General features: G+C 46.0%; 7 protein-coding genes. 6 read left to right on the top strand and 1 reads right to left on the bottom strand.

The window, feature by feature from the left end:
• The 4 genes from H6G46_RS00070 to H6G46_RS00055 form a co-directional block, all read left to right on the top strand.
• A partial coding sequence (locus H6G46_RS00070; protein WP_190759814.1) for a metal-dependent hydrolase occupies window positions 1-822 on the top strand: 822 nt, incomplete at its 5' end.
• A gap of 117 nt (window positions 823-939) precedes the next feature.
• A complete protein-coding gene (locus H6G46_RS00065; RefSeq protein WP_011153826.1) occupies window positions 940-2,013 on the top strand; it encodes a DUF87 domain-containing protein in 1,074 nt (357 codons plus the stop codon).
• A 94-nt stretch (window positions 2,014-2,107) separates the two neighbouring features.
• On the top strand, window positions 2,108-3,139 hold the full coding sequence (locus H6G46_RS00060; RefSeq protein WP_011153827.1) for a hypothetical protein: 1,032 nt from the start codon (window positions 2,108-2,110) through the stop codon (window positions 3,137-3,139).
• A complete protein-coding gene (locus H6G46_RS00055) occupies window positions 3,072-3,992 on the top strand; it encodes a hypothetical protein (RefSeq protein WP_223211253.1) in 921 nt (306 codons plus the stop codon). The genes H6G46_RS00060 and H6G46_RS00055 overlap by 68 nt, the downstream gene beginning before the upstream one ends.
• A gap of 70 nt (window positions 3,993-4,062) precedes the next feature.
• Here the strand turns inward: H6G46_RS00055 and H6G46_RS00050 are convergent, their stop codons facing one another.
• Window positions 4,063-4,710 carry a hypothetical protein gene (locus H6G46_RS00050; protein ID WP_223211254.1) on the bottom strand — a complete coding sequence of 216 codons (648 nt, stop codon included), beginning with the start codon at window positions 4,708-4,710 and terminating at the stop codon, window positions 4,063-4,065.
• 56 nt (window positions 4,711-4,766) lie between these two features.
• Between H6G46_RS00050 and H6G46_RS00045 the strand changes: the two genes are divergently transcribed.
• Both H6G46_RS00045 and H6G46_RS00040 read left to right on the top strand, forming a co-directional pair.
• Window positions 4,767-5,438 carry a thermonuclease family protein gene (locus H6G46_RS00045; RefSeq protein WP_223211255.1) on the top strand — a complete coding sequence of 224 codons (672 nt, stop codon included), beginning with the start codon at window positions 4,767-4,769 and terminating at the stop codon, window positions 5,436-5,438.
• A gap of 452 nt (window positions 5,439-5,890) precedes the next feature.
• A complete protein-coding gene (locus H6G46_RS00040) occupies window positions 5,891-8,050 on the top strand; it encodes an AAA family ATPase (protein ID WP_223211256.1) in 2,160 nt (719 codons plus the stop codon).
• Window positions 8,051-8,189: the final 139 nt, after the last annotated feature.

The raw sequence follows: 8,189 nt of genomic DNA, 5'->3' as shown, positions 1-8,189 counted from the left end.
TTGGCCAGTTTCACCCTAGCCCTGGTCAGTTATGCCCTTTGGTTTGCCATGCCAGTCATTCCCCTAGTAATTGTCCATGCCCTGAATATCGGTTACTTCGCCGGTTGGTTCTTGGACTGCTTCACCAAATCCGGGGTGGAAATGTTTTACCCGTTGGGGGTGCGCTGTGTTTGCCCCGGTAATCGCAACTTAAGAATCTCTACTGGCAGTGCCGCCGAATATTGGCTGATGGTCTTCGTAGTGGCGATCGCCGTTTGGACTTTCCAACTCAATAACACCGGCGGTTTGGTGAAAAACTTCAATGCCCTGATTGCCGCTCCCAGTGGGGTGGTGGAATTGTACAACCGCAAGGGGGGCAACGAAATTATCTACGCCGAATATGAAGGGGTGTGGGCGGGGAACCGTGCGCCGATAAAGGAAGAGGCCCCGGTAATTGCCACCAATGGCCAAGGCTTTTTGGTTCTGCGGGATGACCAGGTGGTGAAAGTGGGCACCGAAGCGGACAGCACCATCATTGTTAATCGCATTCGGGGCCGGGAGGGGGAACCCGCCGTGATCCATACCGAAACCATTTACCTCGACGATGAACCGCCCGATCGCCTGGAGGGTTACATCAACCCCATGACTTTTATCAGTGGCCAGCTCACCATTGATGACCCCACTATGCTCCGCCTGGAACAGTCCGCCTTTGCCTTTGCCCCCATCCGCAATGCCGGAGGATTTGTCACCCTCGACCATGCCCCCATCGAAACGGCGATCCAACTTCTCCAAGACCAATACGTTAGGGGGTCGGTAACTATCAAAACCATTGAAAAACGATGACCATTCTCCTTTATCTCCTGGGAATCCAATGCTTTGCCGCCCTGTTGATAGTCCATGCCATTTACCTTAACCACCGCTGACCCTTGATAACTGTTCCCTGAAACCTGATACCTGATTATGTTTGCCTCCAATCCAAAACCTAGACCCCTAGTTAACCGTTTAGCCCATACCCAAACCCCTAGTAATTTTCCAGTAGTCAACCGGGAGGGAGTGTTAATCGGTGAGCAGATTTATTGGAACCCCGCCACCGTGGCCAATCCCCATGGGTGCATCATTGGCGGTTCCGGGGCCGGTAAAACCCAAACCCTGAAGGCGATCGCCTGGGAGGTGAGCAAGTTGGTGGAGGTGGCCATCATTGATTTCCATGGCGACCAGGAGCTACCGGGGGAAAAGGTTTACCACATCAATATGACCAGCAACTCTGGCATTAATCCCCTAGTAATTAACCTCGACCAGGAAGGGGGCGGCCCCAATCTGCGGGCCATTGAGCTGGCCATGCTATTCGCCAAAACCCTACGGTTGGGCAGTAATCAACAGGGCAAACTACTAGATGCGTTCAAACATTGCTATTTCCGTCGGGGCATCTCCCAGGAATCCCCCCAGAGTTGGTTGAAAGTACCCCCTAACTTTTCTGACTTGGAAGCTTTGCTGGAGGAAATGGCCGAGGAAGACAAGGAAGCGGAAAAGCTGAGACTAAAGCTATCCACCATGTTTGAGTACGGCATTTTCAACAAAACCCAGCCCCCCTATGAAAGGTTAACCCGTTGGAATCTTGCCAAACTTCCCCCCCAATTGCAGGCGATCGCCGGGGATGCTTTAGCGTCCCAGTTGATGAGTCACCACCGTTTACTAGGGGAATCGACTCTCAGGACGGTTTTGTTCATTGATGAAGCTAAGGAGTTGGGCCATTCCAAAGCGTTGGACAGAATTGCGGCGGACGGCAGAAAGTATGGGCTGGGCCTGTGGGTGGCTTCCCAGTCTTCCCGCCATATTTCCAAGGATGTGCTAACCAATACGTTCACTAAGCTGATTCTGCCGGTTGATTCTTCCGAGTTACCCCTAACTGCCCGCACCTTTAGGTTTTCCGAGGAGGCGATCGCCAATTTGAATCCCCTGGAATCATTGGTACGCTTTGGCAAAAATGCCAATAAAGTTAACATTGTCCCCTTTTACCAAAGGAATACACCATGATTGGTTCTTTGATTATTCTTTCTTTAGTTGGTATGCAAACCATTGCCACTTGTCTGCTCCTCGCTTTTTTAGTTCTTAGGGAGGACAAAATGCTATGAATTGGCGGGCTTTACTGTTGGCGGTAATCCTCGGCACTGTGGTCTTTGGCGGCCTCCATGCCCAAACCAACACTACTAATACCCCTAGCAATAATTCTTCCCTCACTACTCCCAACCGGCTCAAAATTAATCTCACCCTAGGTGACCCCACGGAACTGAAGGTGCGGGAAGGGGATACGGTTAACCGCGGTCAGGTGCTATCGGACAAAGAAGCGGAACGCTCCCGACTAGAACGGGATCAACGGGAACGCCTCCTGGCGATCGCCAATGTGGAAGGTCAATTGGTGCCCACCCTACAACCGGCCCCAGCTTTGCGGGAATTGCCCCCCGTTTCCTACACCGTGGAAGAAACCGCCATTCAATTAGCGGAAATTAAGCTAGCCCAGGCCCAACGGAATCTCGCCACGGCGATCGAGGCTGACCCCTTCATTTCTGCCAAGGCCAAGGTAGAACGTTCCCTAGCTGATGTGGAAGCGGCCCACCGGGCTTTTGAGTTACAGCAACGCAAACTAGATGCGGTCAATGGTTTGAAGGGTTTGCCGCCGGAGATGTTGACCCACGAAACGGAAAAGTTACGCCAGGTCAGGACGGCATTGGAGGGTAAGGAAGCGGAGTATAAATTTTTCCAAGCGGAATATTTCCAGGTGGAAGCAGACCGCCGCAAAGAGTTAACTGATCTGCAAAGTAAGGTCAGCATTGCCCGGGGGGAATTGGAACAGGCCCAGTCCAGGTTACGGGCGGCCAAGGAAAACCGAGAACTGGCGGAATATAACCACCGCATCACCATTTCCCGCCGAGCGGAGGAAGAAAATCAGGTGGCCATTAATGTGGCCAATCAAAAATTAGACCGGGAGTTCAAGTTGGCCCAGCTCCGGGAGCAATTATCCGCTGTGGAGGAAAAGCTCAATGGCATTGTTCAAATCAAAAGTCCTTACTCTGGCACTATTCGCCGCATTAAGTTTGACCGCCAAACCGACGGTAAGCTGGCCGTTACCCTCTACCTCGACACTACTAACCCAAATCCCTAGTGCCGAGATTGAAGAACCAGAACTGCGGGAACCGGAAGAGGACGATACCCCGGAGTTGATGGAAGACCCCCAGGGACAATCTAATCCTTTCCTGGCCCCCGAACTGGATGAGTTGGTGGACAACAAAATTAGCGAGGACGTTTGGCAACAAATGTTGGGGGAATTGCCCTGCTCCGTCACCACGGAAGATTGCATTAATCAACTGCAAAATGTCGCTGTGCAAAATTCTCGATTACTGGCAGACCTCCAGGAAAAAATTGACGAAGCCCAAAATGCAGTGGACGAAGCCCGACGCAAAAACTTGGATTCCATTGCCATTGGTAATTTTTCCCCTTTCATCCAAACCTTTCTCTACTCCACCCTGGGGCCCGTTAGTAATGGGGTGGAACCGCCGGTCAATAATCCCTTTCGCCTCATCCTTGGTAATACCCTATCTGCCTTTCTCGGTCAGGGTTTGGGGGCTTTATTCAATTGGTCAGACTACGCCGCCAACGATTCCCAGCAACAACGGGCGATCGCCATTGGTGATATTCAAATCAAAATTGCTGAACTGCAACGCAATAAAGCTGAGCTGACCCAAAAGCTCCGGGAACAGGTAGTATTTGAAGCCCTTAAATTGGAAGAAATTGCCCGTAATTTTCAAATTGAGCAGGAAATTGCCAAACGGGACAAGCAACGCCTCGAAATTGCCAAGGTTTCCTACCGCTTTGGGGAAGGAGACAGTGAACGTTACCTTAACCAAATCTCTGCCTATGATCGTCAAAAAGCCGCAACTTTTCGGGAATGGTCACGGCTGAGGAGTCAAGTGATAACGGTTAAATTGCTGGTGCTCGGTGGTCAGGACGCTGAATAATTGGTTTGCTTATATCTAACCTTTACCCTGTCCTTCTCTTATCTTTGCCAATTGATTATCTACCCCAACCTTAGTTGGGAAAACCAACAGGCAAAAGCAACGTATTGTTTTTGCAACCAGGAGGTGCATTAACTCCAGTCACCGTGGCAAAGTTATGAACAGTTGGGCTCGCTCCCATGCGAAAGGTTCCGGTGGAAGGATAAGAACTACTGGATGATATGGTGGCAACACCGCAAGCATTGGATTTCAGCTTTCTTTCCTTTGGTATGGGAAACGTGATGTCGTACTGGGTGAAAGGGGTTTGCCCCGTCCACACTAAAGATTGATTACCCGTTTCCGCATTGGGAACATATCGTGCTTTTCCCTCCGCAGGAATGTTGGTCGCCACACCATTGGAACATTTTGGTGCATCTGCTTTAGCCATTAAAGGAAAGGAGCTCACCGTTGCTGGCCCCACCCCTATCAACGTTACTTCTGTTGAACCAGTATGGGGTATTGAGCCAAGGGAAATTTGCACAATACCGCATTCATTAGCAGAGACTTTTTTGGTCAATGGAGCATCCAAATAATAGACATAAACGTCATCACGGGGAGCATGACCAGTGGAGTAAATTTTGCCGGTGTAGTTGTCCTTTGCCATGCCTGCATTGACCATTGGGGCGATCGCCGTTATGCCCAGCGTCACCAACGCTAGACTGGAAAGTATTTTGTATTTCATAATTGCAATGAGTGTCATTGAGTGGGGCTATTTTATATGTCCCTCTCTTTTTGTCAATGCTCTTTTTGTTACCGATTTATGGCATTACTTTTTGCTTTATTTTTTGCATCAATTACAGCTTGGACGTTTATAATTGCCAGATTTTATTCAGTAACACTATGGGCAAAAATATTTGGCTAATCCTATCTCTATGCACCACCATGATTACTGCTTGCAGTCAGGAGCAAATGCAGGAGATGGCCTCTAATGCCATGGTCACCCAGAACCGAACTCCTGATAAAACTTGGCGGGTTAAGCCTGGGTCTGTGCATGATGGAGATACCTTTCGGGCAGTGGCGGATGTTACTAACGAGGAAATTAAGGTGAGGATCGCCTGTATTGATGCCCCAGAAATTAAGCAAGCCGGGGGCATTGAATCCCGTGATTATCTCCGGGGAATGCTGACGGATAATCGGGAAATCATTCTGATGGGTGCCGAAAAAGACCAATATGGGCGCAGTGTGGTGGAAGTTTTTGCAATGACTGACACGCCAGGACTTGAGGTGGGAGTTAATGGGGAAATGGTTTTGGCAGGTATGGCCCACTACTATGAAGGCCATAAGAGGTCATGCCCTGAGAATGCAGAACAGTATGAATTCCTGGAGCAGGAGGCGATTTCCAATAAAGCTGGGGTTTGGGCTAATGGGGATGCAGAGCGGCCCTGGGACTGGCGGAGAAGGAATAAGTAGGGGTTAGTGGAGATTAAAAATAGAGAAAAACCAATAGAAAGAAGCTAAAAGCAAGGTTTATCCTTATAAATGAATTTTAGTCATTGCGTAAACGTTTAGATTTATTACAGTTTTAGAAAAGTTAGGAATCATTATTTTGTTTCTGCACTAACATCCAAACATAGAGTAAAAATCTACGCTTAGGATCGTCCTAGTTCTTAATTACTGTTCTTTGCCTTTACTGAATTGCTTGGATTGTTTTTTTGATTAAAATAATACGATTCTATATTAAACAAAAAAGGATGCAATTACGTCCAAAAGCAGTGAAGTAATAGATGGTCATTTACTTTTACCCTATTATCGATTTATTTTAGGTAAATAAACCATACTTTTTTGCTTTATTGTTCGTGTTCCCTTGTATAGCAACAATTTTTTAAATTATGGACAGCCCCCGGCAATTGTCATCGCCTACCTTGACGAACGTTATTCCTCTTGCAGCAGGGATAATTGTCGCATTAGTAGGAATAGCCGCAAAAATTCAACCGCTTCAATCTGGAATAATGGGATTTACCGCAGGAGTCAGCGGGGCGGCAACAGCAAGTTTAGCGACAAAAAAAGAAAGGGAAATTTTGCTCTTAGCAGAACAGGAGCTTAGCAAAACAAAAATTAACAATACGCTTTCTGAGTTACAAGAACAGAAAAAAATAATTGATAAAGATATCACTCGATTAGAAGAACGCCGGAGCCAATCAGAAAAAATTGCTGGGGAGTTAGAGATTCGGCAGGCAAAGCGGGATAGCATCGAAGCCGAAATTAAAAATTTACAAGCGGTACAACAAAATTTAGAGAGTCGTGTTGCCGAAATTAATAAAGCCAATCCAACTCTGGAGAATTTAGAGATCCGTCAGAAAGAAATTTCTCGATTACAAAGTATTATTAAGCAGCTAGAAGGTGAGTTATTTGCCTATAAAAGTAAGATTGCTGAAATGGAACAAAAAAAAGCTGGCCTTGAAGAAAAAGAGGCTTTATATTTAAAACGGGAAATAGAAATAAAAGAAATTTCTGAACAAATTCAGCAGGGACAAGTAAAACTAAAAGATCTTAACCGTCAGGCTGTGGAATTGGAGTTATTACGCAACACCTATGATGCTTTAGAGCGAGAAAAGCAGACCTATGAATCCCAGAAAGAACATCTTTATGCTGAAGTGATCAGATTGGGGGCAGAAAAAGACCGTATCTTAGCAGAAATTAAAGAGTTGGAGGGAAGAGCGCAAGAGAGTGATCGCCTGAGGGCTGAAATTGCCGATTTAAAAGCCAAGCGTCGCATAGCGGAAGATTTGTTGCGAGATATTCAGCGAGAAATAGAGCAACATGAAATTATCAAAGATAATCTTATTAATGACATCGCCCGTAAGGATGCTGAGATCAACCGCAAAAAGAATAATGTGAGCGAATTAGAACAAAGAATTCGTGAACTCAAACAAGAAATATCAGATCTTGAGGATAGTGCTCGAGTAGCATTACAGACTTTAGAAGAGCCCATCAAGGATTTAATTCCGGTTCAAAGGCAAGGTATTAACGAAGATGATTTCCTTAACCAGTTTAGTAATTCCCTAAAAGTAAAGGGCTTAGACTTTCATGAACGTATCGTTAAAGCCTTTCATACTTCTCTAAAAGTACAAGATATTTCGGCATTAGTAATTTTAGCCGGAATTAGCGGTACAGGAAAAAGTGAATTACCCCAAAAATATGCGGATTTCATTGGTGCTCCACTCGTCATGTTGCCGGTACAACCCCGTTGGGATTCTCCCCAAGATTTACAGGGTTTTTATAATTATATTGAAAAAAAGTATAAGCCAACTCAATTAATGCATTATCTCTATCAATATCAGCAGGATAGAAAAATGCATGGCAGAATCATCATGGTGCTACTTGATGAGATGAATCTAGCTCGGGTTGAGTATTATTTTAGTGATTTCCTTTCTAAACTCGAAACACGACGTAGTAAGCCAACCTATTTATCATTGGACGTAGGTAGTTTAAAACTTCCTGAGAAACAACGAGATATTCTGATTCCCGAAGAATTCCTGTTTATTGGCACCATGAATGAAGATGAAACCACTCAATCCTTATCCGATAAAGTGTTAGACCGAGCCAATGTCTTAACTTTTGGTCGTCCAAATGAATTGAAATTACGGGGAAGAAAAATCAAGTATGAAAAAGCAGAAAATTATTTACCTTGGAATGAATTTGTAAAGTGGACTAAAGAACCTGATCCCGATTCTCCTATGGTTATTGAAATCAAAGACTTTGTTGATCGTGCCAATGCCATTATGGAAAAGTTGGGACATCCCTTCGCCCATCGAGTTTATCAGGCGATCGCCAAATATGTCGTGAATTATCCCGGTGCGGAGCAAGATCTGCAAATACGTCGTCAAGCTATTGCAGATCAGTTTGGTCAAAAATTATTGCCTAAATTACGGGGAATACGTATAGATGAAGCTAGCACAGAACTTGACGAAATGAAGCGACTAATTCAGGAACTAGATGATCCGGCACTCACAGAAGCTTTTGATCGAGCTAAGCAAGGGCGATACGGACAATTCCAATGGAAGGGGATGTTGTACAGCTAATTATGAAAATTTACGCTAACCTCGGAACCAGTAACGGTGGCGGTGTAGGTATTGCCATCAATGGTGACAGTGACGACTTGACCATCTTCAACACCAGTCGTGGTGCCACTGACTGCAACAGGACTACCTGCTTCCACGG

The organism is Synechocystis sp. FACHB-908 (assembly GCF_014698595.1).
Classification (GTDB): Bacteria; Cyanobacteriota; Cyanobacteriia; order Cyanobacteriales; family Microcystaceae; genus Synechocystis.
This window is presented reverse-complemented; position numbering and strand designations above follow the sequence as displayed.